The sequence below is a fragment of the Congzhengia minquanensis genome (assembly GCF_014384785.1).
Lineage (GTDB): Bacteria > Bacillota > Clostridia > UBA1381 > UBA9506 > Congzhengia > Congzhengia minquanensis.
The window spans coordinates 481,177-502,310 of the sequence record NZ_JACRSU010000001.1 but is presented as its reverse complement, the minus strand read 5'-3'; the positions used below and the strand labels follow the sequence as shown (position 1 = coordinate 502,310).

17 protein-coding genes are annotated in these 21,134 nt (G+C 45.4%); all 17 read left to right on the top strand.

Features of this window, described 5'->3' with window-relative positions; all coding sequences use genetic code 11:
- Positions 1 to 169: 169 nt before the first annotated feature.
- The 17 genes from H8698_RS02350 (at position 170) to H8698_RS02270 (ending at position 21,130) form a co-directional block, all read left to right on the top strand.
- Entirely contained in the window at positions 170 to 1,834 is a 1,665-nt protein-coding gene (locus H8698_RS02350; protein WP_177680322.1) for an RNase J family beta-CASP ribonuclease, read from the top strand.
- A 68-nt stretch (positions 1,835 to 1,902) separates the two neighbouring features.
- Entirely contained in the window at positions 1,903 to 3,084 is a 1,182-nt protein-coding gene (gene metK, locus H8698_RS02345) for a methionine adenosyltransferase (protein WP_249311012.1), read from the top strand.
- A gap of 26 nt (positions 3,085 to 3,110) precedes the next feature.
- Positions 3,111 to 3,800, top strand: coding sequence for a response regulator transcription factor (locus H8698_RS02340; RefSeq protein ID WP_430393563.1), 690 nt, complete (start codon positions 3,111 to 3,113; stop codon positions 3,798 to 3,800).
- A gap of 67 nt (positions 3,801 to 3,867) precedes the next feature.
- On the top strand, positions 3,868 to 5,268 hold the full coding sequence (locus H8698_RS13355) for an ATP-binding protein (RefSeq protein ID WP_249311011.1): 1,401 nt from the start codon (positions 3,868 to 3,870) through the stop codon (positions 5,266 to 5,268).
- A complete protein-coding gene (locus tag H8698_RS02330) occupies positions 5,261 to 6,217 on the top strand; it encodes a lactonase family protein (RefSeq protein ID WP_249311010.1) in 957 nt (318 codons plus the stop codon). The genes H8698_RS13355 and H8698_RS02330 overlap by 8 nt, the downstream gene beginning before the upstream one ends.
- A gap of 289 nt (positions 6,218 to 6,506) precedes the next feature.
- Entirely contained in the window at positions 6,507 to 7,040 is a 534-nt protein-coding gene (locus H8698_RS02325; RefSeq protein WP_249311009.1) for a CarD family transcriptional regulator, read from the top strand.
- Positions 7,041 to 7,286: 246 nt separating this feature from the next.
- Complete coding sequence (locus tag H8698_RS02320) at positions 7,287 to 8,165, top strand: glycosyltransferase (RefSeq protein ID WP_249311008.1); 879 nt, start codon at positions 7,287 to 7,289, stop codon at positions 8,163 to 8,165.
- A complete protein-coding gene (locus tag H8698_RS02315; protein ID WP_249311007.1) occupies positions 8,152 to 9,537 on the top strand; it encodes a sugar transferase in 1,386 nt (461 codons plus the stop codon). Before H8698_RS02320 ends, H8698_RS02315 begins: the two co-directional genes overlap by 14 nt.
- Positions 9,538 to 9,567: 30 nt before the next feature.
- Positions 9,568 to 11,031 (top strand): hypothetical protein, encoded by a 1,464-nt coding sequence (locus tag H8698_RS02310; RefSeq protein WP_249311006.1) that lies wholly within the window; start codon positions 9,568 to 9,570, stop codon positions 11,029 to 11,031.
- A 24-nt stretch (positions 11,032 to 11,055) separates the two neighbouring features.
- Positions 11,056 to 13,269 (top strand): EAL domain-containing protein, encoded by a 2,214-nt coding sequence (locus H8698_RS02305; RefSeq protein ID WP_249311005.1) that lies wholly within the window; start codon positions 11,056 to 11,058, stop codon positions 13,267 to 13,269.
- A 4-nt stretch (positions 13,270 to 13,273) separates the two neighbouring features.
- Positions 13,274 to 14,140, top strand: a complete 867-nt coding sequence (locus H8698_RS02300; protein ID WP_249311004.1) for a metallophosphoesterase — start codon at positions 13,274 to 13,276, stop codon at positions 14,138 to 14,140.
- Between the two features lie 87 nt (positions 14,141 to 14,227).
- The gene (locus tag H8698_RS02295; RefSeq protein ID WP_249311003.1) at positions 14,228 to 15,202 is read left to right on the top strand and encodes a glycosyltransferase family 2 protein; all 975 of its coding nucleotides are present in this window, start codon (positions 14,228 to 14,230) and stop codon (positions 15,200 to 15,202) included.
- A gap of 4 nt (positions 15,203 to 15,206) precedes the next feature.
- Positions 15,207 to 15,965, top strand: a complete 759-nt coding sequence (locus H8698_RS02290; RefSeq protein WP_249311002.1) for a carbohydrate deacetylase — start codon at positions 15,207 to 15,209, stop codon at positions 15,963 to 15,965.
- 18 nt (positions 15,966 to 15,983) lie between these two features.
- Positions 15,984 to 17,192, top strand: coding sequence for a glycosyltransferase (locus tag H8698_RS02285; protein ID WP_249311001.1), 1,209 nt, complete (start codon positions 15,984 to 15,986; stop codon positions 17,190 to 17,192).
- A gap of 15 nt (positions 17,193 to 17,207) precedes the next feature.
- The gene (locus H8698_RS02280) at positions 17,208 to 18,563 is read left to right on the top strand and encodes an O-antigen ligase family protein (protein WP_177680308.1); all 1,356 of its coding nucleotides are present in this window, start codon (positions 17,208 to 17,210) and stop codon (positions 18,561 to 18,563) included.
- Positions 18,564 to 18,599: 36 nt separating this feature from the next.
- Positions 18,600 to 20,138: a lipopolysaccharide biosynthesis protein gene (locus tag H8698_RS02275; RefSeq protein ID WP_249311000.1), complete on the top strand. Its 1,539-nt coding sequence runs from the start codon at positions 18,600 to 18,602 to the stop codon at positions 20,136 to 20,138.
- Positions 20,139 to 20,140: 2 nt separating this feature from the next.
- Positions 20,141 to 21,130, top strand: coding sequence for an acyltransferase family protein (locus H8698_RS02270; protein ID WP_249310999.1), 990 nt, complete (start codon positions 20,141 to 20,143; stop codon positions 21,128 to 21,130).
- Positions 21,131 to 21,134 lie beyond the last annotated feature (4 nt).

Genomic DNA, 21,134 nt, shown 5'->3' with positions numbered 1-21,134 from the left:
TTTTTTTATTTTTAAAATTTTTTAAAAATGTCTTTATTATTTGGTTAAAATTTGATATAATATATTACTGATGTATAACGGACGGAATTATGGCTGATTAAAAGTATAATTTGCCGAAAGGCTGTAAATACACGAACGGAAAAATAAAAGAATATATGGAGGTCTTTTTGTGTCAAAAAATCAAAAACTGAAAATTATCCCGTTGGGGGGTCTGAATGAAATCGGAAAGAACATGACGGTTATTGAGTACGAGAACGACATATTCGTGCTGGACTGTGGGATGGCTTTCCCCGACGAGAGTATGCCCGGAATTGATATTGTGATTCCCGACATCACATATCTTGTGAAAAATAGGCAGAAAATCCGCGGCATTGTGATTACGCACGGTCATGAGGACCATATCGGCGCAATCCCTTATTTTTTAAAGGAGATGAACGTTCCGATTTACGGAACCAGGCTCACTTTAGGGCTGGTTGAAGTAAAACTGAAAGAATTCAATCTTCTATCAAAAACAAAGCTGCACAGAGTGAAACCGGGCGACGTGGTGAAGCTTGGCTGCTTTAAAATTGAATTTATTCATACGAATCACTCCATTGCCGGCGCTGTAGCGCTGGCGATCAACACGCCGGTGGGAACCGTGGTGCACACCGGTGACTTTAAGGTGGACTCAACGCCCATAGACGGCGAAATGATTGACCTAGCCCGGTTTGGCGAGCTTGGGAAAAAGGGCGTTTTGGCCTTAATGTCTGACAGCACCAATGTTGAGCGCACCGGTTACACCATGTCGGAACGCACGGTGGGCGACACCTTTGAAGAATTTTTTAGAAACTGCAACAGCAGAATTATTGTTGCCACCTTTGCTTCAAATGTGCACCGCGTTCAGCAGATTATTAATTCTGCTCACCGGTATGGAAGAAAGGTTGCCATTTCCGGGCGGAGCATGGAAAATGTGGCGGAGGTAGCCGCAACGCTTGGTTATTTAAACATTCCCGAAAAGGTTTTAATTTCTATTGATGAAATTAAAAAATACAGGCCCAACCAGCTGTGCATCATCACCACAGGCAGCCAGGGCGAGGCAATGTCGGCGCTGACGCGCATGGCGTTTTCTGACCATAAAAAGGTTGAAATTAACAAGGGCGACTTGGTTATTGTTTCCGCGTCACCCATTCCGGGCAATGAAAAACAGATTTCAGCAGTGATCAACGAGCTGTTTAAAAAGGGCGCAGATGTGGTTTATAAATCTTTAGAGAATATTCACGTTTCCGGACACGCCTGCCAGGAAGAGCTAAAGCTTATTATGTCCTTAGTGAAACCGAAATTTTTTATTCCGGTTCATGGCGAGTTCCGCCATTTAAAACAGCATGCAATGCTGGCGGAACGAATGGGCATAAAACAAAAGAATGTCATTGTAGGCGACATTGGAAAGGTGATTGAGCTTGGGCAGAACAGTGCGCGCCTTAATGGCACGGTGCAGTCCGGCGCGGTGTTGATTGACGGCCTGGGCATCGGCGATGTGGGCAACATTGTTCTGCGGGATAGAAAACATTTGGCCGAGGACGGAATCATCATTGTGGTCGTGACCTTATCGAAGCAGGACGGCTCGATTTTAACCGGACCCGACGTAATTTCCCGCGGATTTGTGTATGTGCGCGAGTCGGTTGATTTAATGGAAGAAGCAAAAACCGTCGCAAAAGCGGCGCTGCACAAATGTGCAGACAAAAAACAGACGGATTGGGCAAGCCTAAAGGGCGCTTTAAAGTCATCCATGAGCGATTTTGTTTATAAAGAAACAAAGCGCAAGCCAATGGTTCTTCCCATTATTATGGAAGTTTAATTATAAAATGCGGCACCCGGGCAATGAATGCCCGGGCAGCCTATTACATAGTACAGGAGATGAAAATTATGGCAGTGAAGTTATTTACGTCGGAGTCTGTTACGGAGGGACATCCGGACAAAATTTCAGACATTTTATCCGACGCCATATTAGATGAAATTTATAAGCACGATCCCCAGGGGAGGGTGGCCTGTGAGGTTACCGTCACTACGGGGTTGGTTTTGGTGGTGGGTGAAATTTCAACCACTACATATGTAGATATTCCTAAAGTCGTGCGCAGCTGCATTCGTGAAATCGGCTACGACCGAGCAAAATATGGGTTCGACTGCGACACCTGCGCAGTTATCACGGCAATTGACGAGCAGTCTGCCGACATTGCCTTAGGGGTAGATAAATCCTTAGAGGCAAAGGCGGGGGAAGATGATATTGCTTCCATTGGCGCAGGCGACCAGGGCATGATGTTTGGCTATGCCTGCAACGAAACAAAAGAATTTATGCCGTTGGCCATCAGCTTGGCGCACAAGCTGACAAGAAGGCTCACGGCGGTGCGCAAGTCCGGAGAAATCGGCTATATCCGACCGGATGGCAAATCTCAGGTCACCGTGGCATATGATGAATCCGGAAAACCCCTTTATGTGGACACAGTGGTTATTTCAACCCAGCATGCGGAGGATGTGACCCACGATGCCATAGAAAAGGATATTATTGAAAAGGTCATTCTTCCCGTTATTCCAAAAGAGCTGTTAACGGAAAAAACGAACTATTACATAAATCCCACTGGTAGGTTTGTTGTGGGCGGCCCTAACGGGGACTCAGGCCACACTGGCAGAAAAATTATTGTGGACACCTACGGCGGCTATGCCCGACACGGCGGCGGCGCATTTTCTGGGAAAGACCCCACAAAGGTGGATAGAAGCGCGGCCTACGCTGGCAGATATGTGGCGAAAAATGTGGTTGCGGCAGGCTTGGCCGACCGCTGCGAGGTGCAGATTGCCTATGCCATCGGTGTGGCAAAGCCCGTGTCGGTTTCAGTGGAAACCTTTGGCACGTCCCATGTTCCTGAAAGCACAATCGAGGCGCTGATTCAAGAACATTTCGATCTGCGCCCGGCGGGAATTATAAAAATGTTGGATTTAAGACGGCCGATTTACAAACAGACGGCGGCATACGGCCACTTTGGGCGGGACGATTTGGATTTGCCCTGGGAGCGGCTGGATAAGGTTCAGGTGCTAAAAGCGGCTGTAAAATAAAAATGAAACATGAACAGGAGGGTACTATTTTGAAAATTCTAATCGTTGATGATGAAAAGCTGTTGGTGAAAGGCATTAAATATAACTTTGAGCAGGACGGTTACACGGTTGTTTGCGCATATGACGGCGAGGAAGCAATTAAGGCGGCGTATGACAAAAGCATTGACCTGATTATTTTGGACCTGATGCTGCCTAAGGTTGACGGCTATTCCGTCTGCCAGAAAGTGCGCGAGTTTTCAAATGTACCGATTATCATGCTAACGGCAAAAAATGAGGATATGGACAAGATTTTGGGCCTGGAATACGGCGCTGACGACTATCTGACAAAACCGTTTAATATTTTGGAGCTAAAGGCCCGCGTTAAAGCTGTTTTGCGCCGCATGACGCCGGCAGACGGTGTTGACAGGCAGGAATCTACCATCACGGTAGGCAGTGTAACGCTTGACTATAACCTGCGCCGGGTAACAATTGGAGAAAAAATTATTGAGCTGACGGCAAAAGAATTTGATTTAATCGACCTGTTCGTGTGCAACGCTGGCAAGGTATATTCCAGGGAAAATCTCTTGGACATTGTTTGGGGATATGACTATCCAGGCGACGTGAGAACGGTGGACGTCCATGTGCGAAGGCTCAGGGAAAAAATTGAGCCAAATCCTGCCGAGCCCCGTTTTATCCACACAAAATGGGGGGTAGGTTACTATTTTAAAGAAGTTTAAAGATGGTTTTTTCAGCATTAAAAACAAAATAATCGCTACATATATTATCATTGTGGTAATTGTTCTGGTGGTAATCGGAACGTATATGCTGGGGACGTTAAGAACTTATTTGTTAGACCAGAAAAAGCTGGAGGTTTTAACCCGGGCAAACGTAATTGCTAGCGTTCAGATAGACGGGTTTGACGAGCAGGTAATTGAGAAAAAAATGGAGACCATGCCCATTGAGGTGGGGTTCCGCGCCATGATTTTAGACAGCCAGAGCAGGGTTTACTACGACTCTTACAGCGAGGGGAGCTACGAGGGTAAGCTTTTCATCTATTCTCCGGTGACCGAGGTGCTGTTAAGCGGCAAGGACAGTGCGGGGTTCTATGAAGAAAAAGGAAAGTGGAACATTGAGGCCGCTGTGCCCATTATCCGCAATGCTAAAACCGTTGGTGCGGTTTTGGTTACGGCAAATGGCGACAGCATCGACGGCATTGTGGAGCATATCAGCCAGGCTATTTTAATTTTCGGCGCCGTGCTGGTGCTGTTTGTCATCATTTTCGGAACGTCTATGGCCAGCGTTTTAACCATGCCGGTGGAAAAGATGACGCGGTTTATCAAAAACATGCCGAAGGACAAGCTGCAAAAGTGCGAAGTCAGCAGCAAAGACGAAATCGGTGAGCTGGTGACTGCGTTTAATGAACTGATTGACCGGGTAGCCGAGCTGGAGGAAAAACGGCGGGCCTTTGTGTCCGATGCGTCCCACGAGCTGAAAACCCCGCTTTCTATCATCAAGCTGTTGTCAGACTCTCTGATTCAGACAGAAAATCCAGACCCTCAGTTCCTGCGGGAGTTCTTAACGGACATGAATGAGGAAGTGGAGCGGTTGACGCGCATTATTCAAAGACTGTTAGACCTGACCAAAATGGATCAGAGCCACACGAACATGAATGTGGAGGTTGTGTCTGTCACGGCGCTTGCTGGCGAGGTGTGTGAAAAGTTAAAACCTTTGGCGGAAAACAAGCAAATTAACTTCATCTACACGCGGCCGGACGATGATTTAATGATGCCGATAGACCGCGACAGCATGACAGAAGCAATTTATAACATTGCGGACAACTCCATTAAATATACAGAAAACGGCGGTACGGTGAAATTAGAGCTGCTGCGCGACTTAGGAAACATTTTAATTCGCATATCCGATTCGGGAATTGGAATTCCAAAAGAAGAAATTCAAAAGATTTTCGACCGGTTCTACCGCGTGGACAAGGCGCGTGCCAGGGACACTGGCGGCACGGGGCTGGGGCTTTCCATCGCAATGGATGCCGTAAAACTGCACGGCGGTTACATTGAGGTGTCCAGTGAGGAGGAGAAGGGCAGCACTTTCACCATTGTGCTTCCCTTTGAATCTGGAACGCCGGCTGCACCGGAGGATGCGCTTATACAGGAATCTGTAACCGACGGCGGGGGGGACGGCCATGCATAATATTTACATTGCAGACTGTGTTCATGACGGAGGCGTATATACTTATCGGCTCCATTCTGACGGCACAGCGGAGCTTCTGTTAAAAACGCCTGCCGATAGGCCCATGTATCTTGCAAAAAAGAACGGAAAGCTATATGTTTTGCTGCGGGAGCCGTTTTGCGGAAATGTCAGCGGACTTGCGGTTTATGAAACTGACCAGACGGGAAAACCGCATACCTGCATTGCCACTGTACCGGTTCACGGCGTTTGCGGCTGCCATCTGTGCGTGACTGAGGAGGAACAGGTTTATGTGGCAAACTACCTTTCGGGAAATGTTGTTCATCTTCCCAAAACGGTGGTAACCCACACAGACAAATGCGGGCCAAATGAGGTGCGGCAGGACATGCCGCACACCCATTATGTAGGGCAGTCGCCGGACAACACATATATTCTTGCAACCGATTTGGGTCAGGATTCCATCACGGTTTACGACAGTGAGCTAAACGAGGTGTCGACCGCCTATGTCCCGGCCGGTAGCGGTGCGCGCCATCTGGCATTTTCTGAAGATGGGAAAAAGCTTTTTTGTGTGAACGAACTTGCGTCGTCTGTTTCGGCTTTTGCCTACGAAAACGGCAAGCTTTCGCTTTTAGATACGGCGAATATCTTGCCGGAAGACTTTACAGGTCAAAACACCGCGGCGGCAATTCGGGTGCGGGGCGAGTTTATCTACGCTTCTAACCGGGGCCACAATTCCATTGCGTGTTTAACCTTTCATAATGGGAAGCTAAAGCTTTTAAACCTTACGCCCTGCGGCGGCAGAGGCCCCCGGGATTTTAACCTGTTTGACAATTTTTTGGTCTGCACCAATGAAGACAGCGGAAACGTGACTTTTTTTCAGGTAGACGGCGAAAAATTGGTGAAGCTTGAGACTGAACTACAGTTGAATAGCCCGTTGTGCGTGATTGGTTGATGTAAAGCAAGCAACTTTACAGGCGAGTTGCTTTACAGTGCGGGGTGCATATAACAGGTTAAAATAATGTAAAGGCAAACACCTTTTTAATCAAGATGCTTGTTCCATTTGGCGCTAATCCCGTTTAAATTGTAAATTTTGCTCCTTGAATTTTTACTGAAAGTGTGCTATAATGAAATTACTGAAACGTGTAGTCTGCTTGGCGGAACGTAAGTCCGGTTGCAGATTACACGTTTTTTATTCTTTCATCTGCAATCTGGCATACAATGTATTAAAGGAGTGATACAGCGTGCAAAAAAATGAAATGGTCATGCACCCCAGCCAGGGTGTTTGCAAAATTACAGACATCAGAAAAGAATCCTTTCAGGACGCGGAACCGAAACTTTATTACGTAATGACCCCAATTTACGGAACCGCCGGAACCACAATTTTTCTGCCTGTTGACAATGAAAAGGTAAGGCTTAGAAAAGTAATGTCCAAACAAGAGATTCACGATCTGATTTGCGAAATTAAAAACAAGCCCGGCAGCAGCTGGATTTCAGACAGCAAAGAGCGCCAGAAGCATTTTTCTCAGGTTCTGAAGCAAGGCTCCCACACCGAGGTAATGCGTATGATTGCGGCGATTTGGAGTAAGCAAAAGGAGCTTGCAGGTCAGGGCAAGAAGCTGCATGTGTGTGATGAAAAAATTATGGAAAACGCCGAAAATTTGATACATCAGGAGTTTGCCTACACGCTGGACATTCAGATAAAAGACGTAGCGCCATTTATTGCAGGGGAAATTGACCCGGAGGTTTTGGATGGAGAAACGTGTGTAAAAAGTTAATATGAAACCGAACTCTTTGATCGGCTCATAACATTTCAAACCATATGTTTTTAGAAACCATATGGTTTTTTGTTGCACGAATTTGGTATTAGTTTTGGTCATTGGCAGGCATGGAAAATTAAGACAAATTCTGACATACTTATGTTTAGAAACTATTGACAAGACTTTTGTACGGTGGTATACTATAAATTAAGTATGTAAAAAAATTAGTTTATTCTATACCGCTGAACGGAAAGAGGGGAAAATGTGAAGCAGCCAGCAGTTACGATTATTGTTGCCGTCTACCAGGCGGAGAAAACAATAGATAGGTGCTTAAACAGCATATTGAACCAGACATTTTCCGATTGGCAGGCAATTTTGGTGAACGATGCTTCAAGCGACGGCAGCTTGGAAAGGCTTTTAAGCTATGCAGAGCACGACAGGCGTTTTATGGTTGTTTCAAACGACAATAACTTAGGCGTTGCAGCTGCGAGGAACCGTGCTCTGGATTTGGCTGGCGGCGACTATGTTGCCTTTCTAGATGCGGATGACTGGTGGGACTGCGACATGCTTTCAACCCTTTTAGACTGTGCACAGCGGTACGGTGCAGAAATTGTGCAGTGTAAATACCAGTATAATTACGCTAACGGCGGTGGCTATGTTCCAGGCAGCATTTTTAAGCTGTTTACCATGCTGGAGCGGAAGCAGTTTTATAAAATTTACTGGCGCATGATGACCGGCATGAAAATGAATCATGTGTGCATGAAGCTGATAAAGCGGGATTTGGTGAAAGACCTTCGGTTCGACACAAAACTGAAAACCGGGGAGGATTTGGCTTTTTGCATCAGGCTGATACCAAAGGCCGCACGATATGTGTATATTCCTGCCCCTATGTACCACTACTATCGCGAAAAGGGGAACTTAACCGGCAGCAGTCTATCTTTCAGGGAAAAATGGAACGCCAACCGATACATATCCTCAATGATGATTGACAATTTAAAAAACTGGGAAATGAAAAATCCGTTTTTTGTTGTAGTGGCGTGGTTTCGGCCTTATCTGCTCACCGTGTCAAAACTTTTTCGGACATTGAAGGATACTGTATATTCAAAAGGTGTTCAAGGGGTGGAAGGAAATGCGCAAAAATAATTTAGACCGCGAGCGGCATATTCGATTTTTAATAGACTCATGCATTATTCTGCTGGGTGCATGTGCTTTAGGCGTTGTGTTCGACCAGTATTATTGGCACAATGCCATCAGCCATGTGCATATTTTATACAACTGTCTGTTCTATTTGGTGTGTATGATGGGGTTTTTATATGTGTTTGAGGAATATACACATATTTTAATCAGCCGCCAGGAAAAAAAGGTGACGTTTATCCTGTCAGGCATTTACACCGGCATTATATGGATTGCCGCCGGCCTGATTGTTTACCGGAATACACAAATGCTGCTGTTTCAGCTTGTTACGGTGGCGGTAACGGTAATTTTGTTGGAATTTTATAATCTGATGATTCATGATTGGCTTCGCAAAGGTACAAAAAAGGAAAAGCCCAGGCTCTTAGTGCTGGAGAGCACCACAGATGACACAAGCCGTTTAAGGCGAATTAAATATGGTGCACAGCTTGGTTTCGACTCGTGGTATGAACAGATTGACACCGATGATTTAAGCATTATTCAGCAGTATATTAACGTAAAATTTAAAGAGTATGACGCAATTTGCATTTTAGACAACGTGTCGGACGACGCATACAGGCTGTTCTGTGACGCGGCCTATCAGATGGGGAAAGAACTGTATATTGTGCCGAAGCTATCGACCGTTAACTATAAAACCTCGAAGCTGGTGCGCTTTGACGATATTTTAACCTTTCACATGAGAAGCGACAACATGAGCACAGTAAACCGTTTTCTAAAACGCTCCCTTGACCTTATTTTTGTCCTTGTTGCTTTAATTTTTGCAGCAATCCCTATGGGAATTGTTGCAATCGCCATTAAAACAACTTCTCCCGGGCCGGTGCTTTACAAACAGGTTCGGCTAACGAAAAACAAACGGGAATTTGAAATTTATAAATTCAGAACCATGGTGCAGGATGCTGAGAAACTAAGCGGCCCGGTTTTTGCGGTGAAAGAGGATCCCAGAATTACGAAGGTGGGCAGAGTTCTGCGCGCCATGCGGCTCGACGAGCTCCCGCAGCTGTTTAATATTTTAAAAGGCGAAATGAGCGTTGTTGGCCCGCGGCCTGAGCGTCCCTTTTTTGTGGAACAGTTTGAAAAGGAGTTCGACAATTACGATCTGCGGTTTGCTGTGAAGGCAGGCCTTACGTCGCTGTCGCACATTTACGGGAAATATTCCACGCACATTCAGGACAGAACCTGCTACGACCTGCTTTATGTCAGCAACTATTCCATTTTTTTAGATATTAAAATAATTCTGTTAACCTCACGGACCATGTTTATTAAAGATATGGCGGAGGGCGAAGATACAGCATTGTATGACACAAAAACAGGCGTCAGCGCATGAACTGGCCCCAAAAGAGAGGTGTAAACAAATTTGTCTATCAAAATTAAACTGAAAAGGAATAACAAGCTTGTACGCGGCATTAACAAACAAATGCGCACAGCCAAACGGAACAGATATAGAAGACTGATTGCATTTTGCTTGATCGGCGGCATTATCGTGTCCGGTGTTTTTGCAATTAAAAATTTGTATTCCAATTTTTATCTGTCCAGTGCGCATCTTTCCTTTGTATTCCCAGAAATTTCGCTGGGCAAATATCCGGACGGAACACGCTTTTCCTCCTATGACCTGATTAATAAAGACCGGGTGGGAGAAGCTTTAGAATCGCTGCAGGAGCAGGGAATTTACACCCAATATGAGCCTGAGGACCTTTTAGAGCATATTAATGTTTATAACTACTTGGAAAAGTCCATGCAGACCACCGTTAACTATATGCGCACCCAGGGCAGCGACTATTCCTACTATGGCAGCGAATATGAAATTTATTTTGCGCAGCCGTTAAAATTCAGCATTACCCGCCCACAAAGCCTGTTCGGGCTATTAGAGGGCGACCACAGTGCAGAGTTTTTAGAAGAGCTGATGAAGAAAAATGCAGAATTTATAAAAGAAAACCATGCCGGGGGAAACGGCTTTATCAACTTGGTGACGGTTGAGGACATGTCGGACTATGACTATTCCGAAAAGGTGGCTGTTTACGACTCGAAGCTGAACTTTGCGCTGAATTATTTAACTGCGCAGAACACCGACTCCAATGGCTTTGTTTCGCCGAAAAATAATCTTGGCTTTTTTGATCTGAAAAACGCGTTTCAGGTTTTGCGGGATGAAAAGTTAAACCAGCTTTCAAGCTTTATTAATTCCTCTCACTTAACCTCAAACATCAATCTTTTGAGCAACAAGATGAAAATTGCAATTGAAAGCAATACCACAGAATATTTGAAAAAATCTGACGAGATGCAGATTAATAAATATGCCCAGATGAACTATGACCACACATTTACCGAAAACCTGATTGTGGTTTCCGCAAACGAAGAAAACGGCCTGTATCAGGCCAGACCAAAAACGGCCTACGACACGGTGGTGCAGCAGCTTTTGGCGGCTGAAGGCGCGGCGGCGGAATACAGCGTGGCTATCCGGGAGGACAACAACGACCTGTATGAATATTCCCTGGTTACAACCACCACAGACGAATATGCACGGCTTTGTGATAAGGCAGAAACGCTTATTACTGAATTTGACAAAGAGTATCACGAGCTGATGAATACCGCTTCCGTGACGATTGACGACTACATCAACCACAGGAACAACGATATTTTTTCAAAAGATATTAATCATATCAGTTTAATTAATTCTTCCTTTCTGATGAAACTTGCCACTGCGTTTGCATTGGGCGCGGGTGCGGCGCTGATTTTATACATTATTGTTGGCGCATCGGCAATCAGAAGAATTGAAAAGAACAGAGAAGAAGTTGTGAAAAAGGTTGCGGAAGATCAAAAATAAAAAGCCGATGGGGGAGGTAGATTCATGGGCGCTGTTAATATATTAGAATTTATAAAAATAATTCGGAAGTATTTCAGGAAGATTTTAATTTTCGTCTGCTTAATTGGAATTGCTACATATTTTGTCGCCTCCGGTATGCAGTCTTATACCTGCACGCTGGATTTAAAATTTAAAAACAGCGGGGCGGAAGAGGGCTTAGCGCCCAACGGCGATAAGCTGAACGTATTTGATATTATGAGTCCGGTGGTTGTGGCGGACGCTTTAGACCATTTAGACATTGACAACAACCTTACGGTCGAAAAGGTCAGAAGTAATATGTCTATTTCCGAGGTCATCACGGCACAGGACACTGACATTAAAGAATCTGCCGCAGCAAAGGGCGAAAAATATGAAGTTATTCCGGATGAATATATCATTAAATATGAATATGGCGCGGGTTTAGGTGAAGAATTCGGAGGCATGATGTTCGACAGAATTGTTTCCGCATATGACAACTGGTATGTGAGTCAGTATTATAACAAGGAAAAAATTTCCGACTTTTTAGGCGTTATTGACTACAAGAACATGGAATATATGGATTTGTGCGAGGTAATTCAAAATAATCTGGACATCATCACCGATTATTTGGACTCAATGGCTGGCGGCGACGAGGAGTTCCGGTCTTTGAAGACGGGCTATTCCTTTTCAGAGCTTTCACAGATGTACCAAAATTTAAAAGATATTGATTATGGTAAATATTATGCCAACGTGCGGGTTGGCCTGCTCAGCCGCGACAAAGAAATGCTTATCAAAAGCTATGAGAACAAAATCAGGCAGCTGGCAACAGAACGCGACGTAAACTATGAAAAGTCGCAAATGTATAAGCGTGAGGTTACGTCCTTTTATGACGCATATAAAGCTTCAAGCCTTTACGCTCAGGCCGCAGGAACCCAGGCAAAAATTGGGGCGACCAATGAAAAGGACGAAATGATTTACGACTTTAATTTAGAAAAGGTAATTAACACCTATGACGATATTGTTCTAAATTACACAAACACCGGCACAACGTCCACCAATATGGGACGTCAGACGGACTTTTATCAGCAGGTGATTGACGAATATAAAAACGACTCTGTGCCGCCGGAAACAAAAGAAGAACTGCTTAAAGTGAACGAAAGCATTTTGCAGGAATTGGCTGAAAAAGTAAAGGATTATGCGGTGGTTGCAAACCAGACGCTGGAAGACTATTACGACAAAATTGTAACCAACGATATAGAATATGTCGCCTCCGCGTCAGTTGAATCGAATTTGCCGGTTTCTTTGATTTTAATTATCGCGCTGATTGTATCTTTGGCGGCAGGCTGTATTTTTGCCATTATTTACGAGTTCTTGGGGCCTAAAGCCAATCGGCATGGAAAAGAGGAGAATGCAAAACCTTCTGACATAGAACCGTCTGAAAATGGGCCTCTACCGGAACCGGAATCGCGGGAAGAGCAGCTTTTGTGTCAGCAGGCAAACAACCATTTCAACGAATTTTATCTGGTATACCAGCCCATTGTTGAGCGGGATGGCTCCTGTCGCCGCTCTGAGGTTTATGTGAGATGGAACAGCAAAGAGCTTGGCGAAGTTTCGGGCATGAAGTTCTTTGCCATGGCTGAAAAACTGAAGCTTGAGCGGCAGCTAAATGCATGGCTGATTAACAAGGTTGTGGACCAAATTCATGAGTTTGACAAGGCCGGATTTGCAGACCATATAATGAACATTAACTGTGAAGCTAACGAATTGAAAGACAGCGACTTTGAAGAGGTTTTGAAAGATATTTTAGAGGTGAACAAAGCGGTTGCAAAGCGGATTTGTGTAGAGGTTATGGGAAGCGATTCTTCCTCTATTGCATACTCTTCGGCAGTATTGCGGGATTTGGGCGCACAGGTGTGCGTTGACCGCTACGACGCAGTGAACAACATTAAAATTATTAAGGCCTTAAAGCCAGACTGTATTAAGCTGGATATCCTGTCCAGTATGGAGCGCGAAGGCGGTGGAGAAAGCAACCTCACTTTGGCGATTAAGTTCCGCGACATTATTAACCAATGTCGGGAATCCGGCGTAAAAACCATTATCACCAGGGTAGAAACAGAAACGCAGAAAAATTTGTCGGACTTAATCGGTGCAGATTGCCAGGAGGGCTATCTGTATGCCAAACCAAAGCCGGTGATAGAACACATACAGGATTTGAAAGAATGTAACAACGCGAAAGGTTAAAAGAATGGCGCAGAGAACTATTGTAATCAGAACATGGATAGTGGTGGTGTTTAGCATTTTTTTGGTGTGCCTCATTGTGTTTTTCTGTAACCTGATGAACAATCGGCACGTCCGTTTAACAAAATACCGGTTTGCGTCGGAGGATCTACCAAAGGAATTTGACGGGTTTAAAGTTATGGTAATTTCAGATTACCATAACTCTCGTTTTTACGACCAAATTGGCGACTACATGAAGCAGACGGAGCCAGATCTAATTTTATTGACTGGGGATTTAACCGAGCTTCCTGACAACAAAATTAACAACTTGGAAAAGCTGATAGAGCGCGTGCCGGAAAATACTCAGGTGATGGCCGTGAGCGGCAACCACGAGTCGGAAAGCACGCGGTATGATTATATTGTTCACACCTTAAGGGAGTGGAATGTTCAGGTATTGGAAAACGAGGCAACGGACGTTTGGCGCGGAGATCAGCACATTAAAATTATCGGATTAAAAGACCCCGGCAATGCCACACGAAAAATAGGGGAATCGAAGATTGAAGAAATGAAGTGGTTTGTGAACGGCTGTTTGTATGATGATGCGGACTGTTTTTCCATTTTGGCCTGCCACCGTGCAAACCTTTACCCATTCTTCAAAGATTTAAACACGAATTTAATGCTGTCCGGCCATTTGCACGGCGGCATTGTGCGGCTGCCCGGACTGGGCGGCATGGTGGGGGAGAACATGGAACTGCACCCGGACTATACCTATGGGGAATATGACGAAGGGCACACGAAAATGATTGTCAGCCGGGGATGTGACTATAATTTATTGAAGATGAGAGTATTTAACGGCCCTGAGGTGTTGCTTGTGACCCTAAGGAGCGAAAGATAAAGGGGCGAATATTGAAACCTCAGGGGATAGGAACAACAACTTTTTGGCAAATCGGCAGCGCTGCTTTGCCTGTTTGGGGGTAGTTGGTTGAACAAAGTCAGCATAATCGTTCCAGTTTTTAACGTGGCGCTCTATTTAGAGCGGTGCGTTCAATCCCTTTTGCGTCAAAACTATCCCAACTATGAGCTTATTTTAATTGACGACTGTTCAACCGATGGCAGCGGTGAGATGTGCGACAGTTTGGCAGGAAAAAACGATAAAATAAGAGTGATTCACCACAGTCAGAACGCAGGACTTTCTGCGGCAAGAAACAGCGGGATAGACGCGGTTTGCGGAGACTTTATTACGTTTGTGGATTCCGACGACTTTGTAAAAGAAGATTTTTTGTTAAAAATGATGGAGCTTGCATCAGAGTTTGATGCTCAGCTCGTTCAGTGCGGCTATGAAAAGGGAAGCGCAGACTGTTTTTCAGAACGGCAAAACTTGGTAAAGACGCAAAGCTTCATGGCAAAAGAGGCCCTGTGCGGCTACCGGATCAAATCTCAGGCGTGCTGCAAACTTTATAAAAAAGAGCTGTTTGACGGAATACGGTTTCCTGTGGGGCTGATTCACGAGGACGAATATGTTACATATAAACTGGTGTACCGGAGTAAAACAGTGGCCGTCACGACGGACGAATTGTATTACTACTATCAGCGGCCCAACAGCATTATGGGGAACGTGACAAACGTTTCTGCCCAGTATAACCGAAGAAATGACTGGATTTTGGCCTACGTTGAGCGCATTACGTTTTTTGAAAAGGAAAATGAGCCCCAGCTTGTTTACAGAACCTATGAAAAGATTTGCATCGACATTATTTTAAGATATGCAGAAATGATGCGCGTGAAAAGTGAAATTAACGAGAACAGGCGTAAAAGCTATCACCGAAATTTTAAGTGCTGTTATCCCTTAGCGCTAAAAAAAGAACACATACCGCTGAAACGAAAGCTGTTTTACACCATGTTCCGTTATGTTCCAAAACTAACTGGCCGTATTGCGGCGCAATTAAAGCTAAGGGGCTAACAAAATGAAAACAATTATTAATGCAGACGATTTTGGATATTCAAAAACTGTCAACCAAGCGGTGGCAGAATGTTTTCGCCGCGGTGTGATTAACAGAACCACCCTCATGATGAACATGCCGGAGGCTGAAAATGCGGCAGCACTGGCAGAAAAAAACGGATTCTTTCACCGTGTGGGCCTGCACATAAATTTAACTGAGGGGCCTGCCATGTCAGATGAATGCAGGCAGTCGGAGCTGTGTGACGAGAACGGTTTTCTGCTGGGTAGGTTCCATGTGCCCATTGCCGCACGGTTTTTCTTAAACAGTGACATCAGTCGGGCCATTGAAGCGGAAACCCGCGCCCAGATTTTAAAATATATAGAAATGGGATTTTCCCTAATGCACGCGGATTCCCACAACTATACCCATACCTATTTCAGTGTTGCAAGGGTGGTGAACCCGCTGCTTTCCGAATACCGGTTTACATCGGTAAGAATCAGCCGGAACATTCCGCCGGAGAACATCTCGTTGTTGTTTCGACCGTATAAATTCTTCTACAATAAACAAATTTTAAAGCTGGCAGCGGGAGGAAAAAAGGTTTACACAACCAAATATTTCGGCGATGTGGCCGACTTTGAGGCGTATGTAAAAACAAGAACGGTAGACGGCGACTTAGAACTGATGACGCACCCGACCTTTGGGCAAGACGGCGCGCTTTTGGACACTGACAAGCCCATGATAACGAAAGAATGGCTTTTCAAACATGCCATTACGCTTTCATAAACTTTTTCGGAGGGCGGCATGAGGGAAAATAAAACGAAAATTTTAATTACGTTCCTGCACTATCATACCGGCGGCGCAACGACCTCCCTGCTGAACTTTTTGCAGGAGCTTGATTATGAAAAATATGATGTGGACCTTTTGTTTTACGAATATGACGGCCAGGCAGACGATAGAATTCCAAAACAGGTTCACGTTTTGCCCCAGGCAAAGGTGCACAACAAATTTTCGCTTAAAAACGTGCTGGGCAAGGTTTTCTCCCCGTCTTATGTGGCGGCAAAGGTGCGGGCGGAGTTTTATAAACGCATATTGGGGCGTGAGAAGAAGGGCATTCAAATCATATCTAAGCAGGGCTGCCGTTACAGCCGCAGATTAGGCGAAGAATATGACGTTGCAATCTCTTACGAGTTGAGCTGGCCCTTTAATTATACCGCAAGCTATGTAAAAGCAAAAAAGAAGCTGTTGTGGCTGCACCTGGATTTTGACGCCAGCGGCTTAGACTATAAGGTAGACAGAAAAAACCTGGAGAAGTTTGATAAAATCATGGTTGTGAGCAGGCAGTGCCTGGCAAACTTCGTGCAAAACCATCCGGAAATGAAAGACAAATGCATTTACATGCCGAACCTGATGTCGCAAAAATACGTCAGGACGGCGGCACAAAAGCAGGTATCGCTGCCTTTTTGCCCGGAGGGAAACAGACTGAGCCTTGTTACCGTTTGCAGGATTGATTTTCCCCACAAGGGATTAGACCGGGGCATGAAGGCGCTTTGTGCATTAAAGAATGAGGGCCTGCTTTCCGGCGTAACGTGGCTGATTGTTGGCGACGGGCCGGACAGCGCAGCTTTAAACCAAATGATTTTAGAATTTGGGTTAAGCGATACGGTTTTTGCCATTGGCCTTCGAGAAAACCCAATGCCCTATGTGGCGGCGTGCGACGTGTTTTTCCTGCCCTCCCGGTTTGAGGGAAAGCCCATGGCAGTGACAGAGGCGCAAATGGCGGGGGTGGTTCCCGCGGTGACGCGCTACGCCTCGGCGCAAGAGCAGATAACAAACGGAGAAGACGGATATATTTTTGACAACTCAGACGAGGGCATTTATGCGGGATTAAACTATCTTGTTCAGCACACGGAAGATGTGAAAGGGTTAAAACAAAAGGTTTGGAATACCAATTTTGGAAACGAAAATGAAATAAAAATTTTTAATGAGTGTTTGGAAGAACTGCAAAAATAGGAGGCGGAGAGCAGAATGGCAGAAGCGGGCGCATTGAAGCTATCACCCATGCTGGGACAAAAAAATAACGAGCCGTCTATTTTAAGGCGGTTTTTGTCGTTTGACCATATCCTGCTGCTCATCGGCTTTGCAACCTGCGCCCTCTGCGGCCCCCTGCCGCAGTATAATCTGATTTTATCATTCATTTTATTGACCTGTGTGGTTTTAAGCATCCGAAGCAACACGTTTTATGTGTATGCCGCGCTGTTTATGTATTTCCGCGAGTTTATGCTGCTTGGCGGTTCCACAGTCTACAGAGTCTATTCCTATCTGGTGATTTTTAAAGTTATATTAGACATTAAAAACGTTAAATTAAGAGTCGCAGCGCTGCCGCCCATGATTGTGTTCTCACTGTTTTGTATTTTTGGCATTGGGCGGCTTGACATGCGTGCCGGAATTCAGAGCCTCATGGATTTGGTGGTGCTGTATTTTATTCTGGCAAAAATATTGGCGGACGACGATTTAATGCGCCTGTATCTGTTTGTGTTTCTTCTGGGCGGCGTGGCCTCGGGTATCTTCGGCTGGACGGCCGAAGCTTCAGTGAATATCGACGTGGGTGTTGGCGTAACCACAGAGATTACCCGTGTTTACGGTGCGCTTTACGATGCAAACTACGCCGGATTTTACTATTCGGTCTGCCTGCTGACGGTTATGCTGCTGAAAGGGCTGAAATGGTGGATGCGGGCGGCGTTCGGAGCATACTTTTTTGTGGTTCTGTTTCAAACGGGAAGCCTGTCCGGGCTGCTCACCTGCCTGGTGGCACTGGTGCTGGTGGTAATTATGAAATACAGAAGCCGTTCCATTCCGTTTTTAGTGCTGCTGTTTTTCTGCCTGATAGGATTTGCCATTGCCGCGTGGAACGTGCCCGCCGTGAGGAACATTGCGGCCATTGGCAGCATTGTGACCCGTGTGAACGAAAAGATGATGTATTTGGCCCTGGGCAGATGGGATATGCTCACAACAGGCCGGTATGATTTGTGGCAGACGGTAGTTTCCCACTTTAACCGGCAGCCCATGCTTGGAAAATTGTTCGGCGGGAACGTCATCACCACGCTGATGACAGATGAATCCTTGTTCCACAAGGATTTGGCCTGCCACCAAATGTATTTGCAAAGCCTTTTAAATTTTGGCATTGTCGGCGCAATTACCATATTTTTATCTTTGGCGTCTACGTTTGTCTATCGCATATTCCGCTTTTTCACCGTGGATAAGCGTGCGGAAAACAGTGATATTAAAATGATTCAAATTTCCTTTGTGGCGGTGTTTTTGGTGTTCGGCTTAAGCGTGGACTACTTTGTGGACTGGCGGTTTTTGTTCTTTTTTTTAATTTAGCGGTTATTGCGCATTTGCGGGAGGCTTATATTTATCATGCGGTTTGTTAATTCGGTGCGGAACAGCGCGGTTATGCTCCTATGGCAGCTTTTAAACGTGGTGGCGGGTTTTGTGCTGCGAACAGTGTTTATCAAACAGCTGGGGTTTGACTATTTGGGGCTGAACAGCGTAATGGAAAGCGTGCTTATGCTCCTCTCCATGGCAGAGCTTGGCATTGGAACCTCTGTGGCGTTTGCGCTCTATGGCCCCATTGAGCGCGGCGACGAGGCAAAAATCGGCACGCTCATGGCATTTTACCGCAGGGTATATCACGTCATCGCCATTATAACAGCTGTTTTGGGGCTTCTTTTGGTTCCGTTCTTAAACGTCATTACCAATGGCGCGGCAGACGTAATTCCCAACGTAACGGCAATTTATCTGCTGTTTTTAACCAACACGGTTTTAAGCTATTTCTTTTCTTACCGGCGTACATTGGTCAGCGCATATCAACTTCACTATATCAACAGCACCAACGAAAATATTTTCTTATTGATAAAATATATCCTGCAGGCGGTTGTGCTGATTGTCAGCCGCAACTACCTTTTGTTTTTGGTAATCCAAATTTGCTGTGTTTTTTTGTCGAACGTGTTTATCTACCGAAAAACCAGCAAAATGTATCCGTTTTTGCGTCAATATAGAAACGAGCGCCTTCCGAAGGAAGACGGTACGCTCATGCGCAAAAGTGTGGTTTCGCTTATGTTCCAGCGCCTAAGCGCCGCATTGGTGACGGGGACGGATAATTTAATGATAAACAGCGTTGGACTTGTTGTAATGGGGATTTACTCTAACTATTCCATGATTATTTCCACTATCTCCCGGGTGCTTTCCCAGGTGTTCCAGTCGGTAATCGGCAGTGTGGGAAATTTAATGGTGCAGGACGACGACCAATATAAATACGGCGTTTACAAAGAAATGATGTTCATCAATTTTGCGGTATATTTCACAATTTGTGTGGTTTTGGGTAGCGCGGCGGAGCGGTTTATCCATTTGTGGGTGGGCGAGGCAGGCGTTATGTCCCCGTGGATTACGTTTGTGGTTTTGATGAATTTTTACATGACGGGCATGCGTCAGACCAACATTTTGGTTATTGATTCCTCCGGTCTGTTTAACCATTTAAGGCTGAAGGCCGTTTTAGAGGTTTTCATCAATCTGGCGGTGTCGTTTTTGTTTTTAATGGTGTTTCAAATGGGCGTTTACGGCGTGCTGCTGGGCACCACAGTTTCCATTGCGGCAACCTGTTTGTGGTGGGAACCCTATGTTATTTTTAAATATGCGTTTCGCAGTTCATCGTTACCCTATTTTATAAAATATGGCGTTTACTTCGCCGTTACACTGATAACCGCAGTGCTGTCGCGGCTGGTTTGCGACCAAATCCCCGGTGACGGGTTCGTCGCTCTGATTCTGAGCGGACTGGTTTCCTTTGCCTTCGCTGCTGCGGCGGTTTTGCTGCTATTTGGCCGCACCAGGGAATTTCAAAGCCTTTGGGCGCGTTGCAAAGGCCTCGCTGCGGGATTTCACAAATCGAAGGGGGTCTGAAAATGAGCGGAAAAAGCACCATGATATTTAAGCTGAAAGGGCTTGCAATCTTTAGTGTTATCTGCGCACACATGGCAGATTTACCGGACACGGCCGATGCGGCGAACACCCTTTGTGCAAATTTTGTAAAGTCTATCGGCTGCTTGGGGGTGCCCGTTTTCTTGCTGATTTCAGGCTATCTTTTTGTAAAATCCACTGACCGGCCCTTTCTTGCATTTTGGAAAAACAAAGCAAAAACAATTCTTTTGCCGTGGCTTTTGTGGGCCAGCGTCATTTATGCCTATGTGTCGCTTCGGCACGGCGGCAATGGCGTTTTAGCATGGGTCAAATTCGTAATCGGCGTAGATACGCCGTTTTACTATCTCACTTCACTATGTATTTTATATCTAATTTATTTTACACAAAAGCGGAACACGGTTTTTATTGCAGTAACGGCGGCAATTTCTGTTGTTATGAACTTGGCAACGGCCTGTTTTTATGACACGCTGGCGCAGTTTATCAATCCCTTTTTAAATCCCGTGAACTGGATGGTTTATTTTGCGGCGGGAATGTTCATTGCCCAAAAACGGGACTTAGAGAGCATTGGCAAGCAGCTTTATAAAAAACGGTTTGTGCTTCTTGGGGCCGCTGTGCTCATTTTCGCCGCAGTTTTGATTTGGGGAGACTATTTAGCCTATTGGAAGCCATATTCTCTGCCGGTGTTCGCAGTTGTTTTTTTGCTGGCGGCGGCATTTTGCTGTGAAACAAACGGCGGAGCAAAAAGGGACTTTTGGATCCTGGCCGGGGAATATTCCTTTGCGGTTTACCTGCTGCACTCGCCGGTGGCCTCCATTGTGCTGAATTTAAAAAACAGGCTGGACTTATGGCCGCTGACGTTGGCGGCGCCTGCCGCAGTATTTCTTTTTATGGTGGCTGCAGTATTTTTCATTGACCGGATATCGGAAAAATTGGCGGTAGCAAAAATCGTAAAACCAATGCTTGGAATTCGTTAAAAAT